This is a genomic window from Hydrocoleum sp. CS-953, assembly GCF_002260545.1.
GTDB lineage: Bacteria > Cyanobacteriota > Cyanobacteriia > Cyanobacteriales > Microcoleaceae > Trichodesmium.
This window is the reverse complement of record NZ_LGSU01000107.1, coordinates 1-2,188: the sequence shown is the minus strand read 5'-3', so window position 1 is coordinate 2,188 and position 2,188 is coordinate 1. Positions and strand designations below refer to the sequence as shown.

Below are 2,188 nucleotides of genomic sequence, written 5' to 3'. Positions count from 1 at the left end.
TAACGATAGTTATGCGAAGCTAACGGCCGTTTCGCGGAGCGACATGTTTGCGGAGCATTCCGTCAGGAAAACGCCCCTACGACTCCTGAATCCTCCGCAATACGATAACTAATTACCCTGATTATATATGACTGATAATTGTCAAAAATATTATTGAATCCTACTGATTAATTAATCGTTGAAGTCTGGGTTAAATGCTGAAATATAGTATTATTTTTAGTAATTGGTATTGTACCAGTTTGATAAATATTTCCTATTTGTAGCAAAGATTAAAAAGAACTACTTCCTTTTCCTTTTGATCTAAACTTATCTATCTAACTCGATCAATAAAATCTATATTTTTTATGCTTTTTTGGTTGATAAAGAAGAAACTTAAAGGAAAAAATCTCACACATTTTTCCTTCTTTTTACCTAAAAAAAAGGTATAAAGCCTTCTATTTCAAGAGAAAAAAGTGCTAGTGCCGCTACGCGGAAATCAAAATCCTGAAGGGTTGCGAGGCGACAGCCGTGGCAATCTCAAAATTCAAGCATTATTGATTGGTAAGGCTTTGAGAATTTTGTAACTGGTTAGTTATTTCNCCGTGGCAATCTCAAAATTCAAGCATTATTGATTGGTAAGGCTTTGAGAATTTTGTAACTGGTTAGTTATTTCTGCCATTCTGCACTAGGATATTTCCTTATATTCAATCTGATGGTTTTAACTAACTAGAGGTAATTATCAATTATCAATTATCAATTATCAATTATCCATTATCCATTATCCATTATCCATTATCCATTATCCATTAATGAACAATATTAATACTCAATACCAGGTTGCGCCTTTACACCTTGCTCTCTAAAAGGATGCTTAATCATCTTCATTTCTGTCACTAAATCAGCCCTTTCAATTAATTCAGAAGGGGCACCTCTACCTGTAAGAATAATATGAGAATCTACTGGTTTTTCCTCTAAGCCAGTCAATAAATCTTCTAACTTTAAATAACCTAATTTTAGAGTAACATTAACTTCATCAAGTAAGACTAATTTAAAATCTGGGTTGCGGATAAAAGTTAAAGCCAAATTCCACGCTTCATAAACTTTCTGAATATCGCGATCGCGGTCTTGAGTTTCCCAAGTAAACCCTTCACCCAAAGCATGAAAAGATATTTGTTCGCCCCACTTGCTAAAAATTGCTTTTTCTGCGGGTTCCCAAGCACCTTTAATAAATTGGATAATTGCCACTTGGTAGCCATGGCCTAAACAACGCATTACCATACCCAAAGCTGCTGTAGTTTTGCCCTTACCGTTGCCAGTATTCACAATAATTAAGCCTTTTTCCTGAGCAGCTTGAGATACTCGTTCTTCTTGTACTTGTTTACGGCGCTGCATTTTCTGTTTATATTGCTCTGAAGTTAGGGATGTCATTGCTAGATAATCTCAATTTTTACTAAGTAGNGGCCTAAACAACGCATTACCATACCCAAAGCTGCTGTAGTTTTGCCCTTACCGTTGCCAGTATTCACAATAATTAAGCCTTTTTCCTGAGCAGCTTGAGATACTCGTTCTTCTTGTACTTGTTTACGGCGCTGCATTTTCTGTTTATATTGCTCTGAAGTTAGGGATGTCATTGCTAGATAATCTCAATTTTTACTAAGTAGAGTCTATATCATAATTAATATTAATTTGTCAATTAATATTAAATGACATTACCGAAAAAATAAGGTTTCAAGCCTCTCCTTTTAAGGAGAAAAAAGCGGTCGATCTTCGGAGCTTTCCGTAATATTATGTCCGGTAGCATTGGTATTGTCAGGTCAGGTTCATTAATTGATAATTGATAATGGATAATTGATAATTACCTCTGGTTAAAACCGTTACGGAATTGAAGATCGGGAAATATCCTAGCACTTTTTTTCCCTATCCAAGGGGAGGCTTCAAGGCGCGAATTATTTAATTATTAATAATTGGGTAAGGAAGAAGGTAGAAGGAAGAAGGAAGAAGGAAGGAGGAAGAAGGTAGAAGGTAGAAGGTAGAAGGTAGAAGGTAGGAGGAAGAAGGAGGAAGGTTTAAAAGCCTGAAAAAACTTAAGTTTCCTATAGAAGCCATTTGGTATCTTTACAAAGGTGAAGGTTTTTGGCTCTTGAGTCAGGAGTCAGGAGTCAGAATTCAGAATTGGCGGAGATGGAGAAATAGAATAGAGGAAAAAGGT

The 2,188-nt window shown here is 35.8% G+C and carries 2 protein-coding genes; both read right to left on the bottom strand.

Going from position 1 to position 2,188, the window contains the following annotated elements; genetic code table 11:
* Positions 1 to 798: 798 nt before the first annotated feature.
* Entirely contained in the window at positions 799 to 1,407 is a 609-nt protein-coding gene (cobO, locus tag AFK68_RS00695; protein WP_094670837.1) for a cob(I)yrinic acid a,c-diamide adenosyltransferase, read from the bottom strand.
* 31 nt (positions 1,408 to 1,438) lie between these two features.
* A partial coding sequence (locus AFK68_RS00690; protein ID WP_210407153.1) for a cob(I)yrinic acid a,c-diamide adenosyltransferase occupies positions 1,439 to 1,610 on the bottom strand: 172 nt, incomplete at its 3' end.
* Between the last annotated feature and the right edge of the window lie 578 nt (positions 1,611 to 2,188).

What these genes read in the sequence shown, in the direction of transcription:
- cobO (WP_094670837.1), bottom strand. Translation starts at nt 1,407, where the DNA reads ATGACATCCCTAACTTCAGAGCAATATAAACAGAAAATGCAGCGCCGT.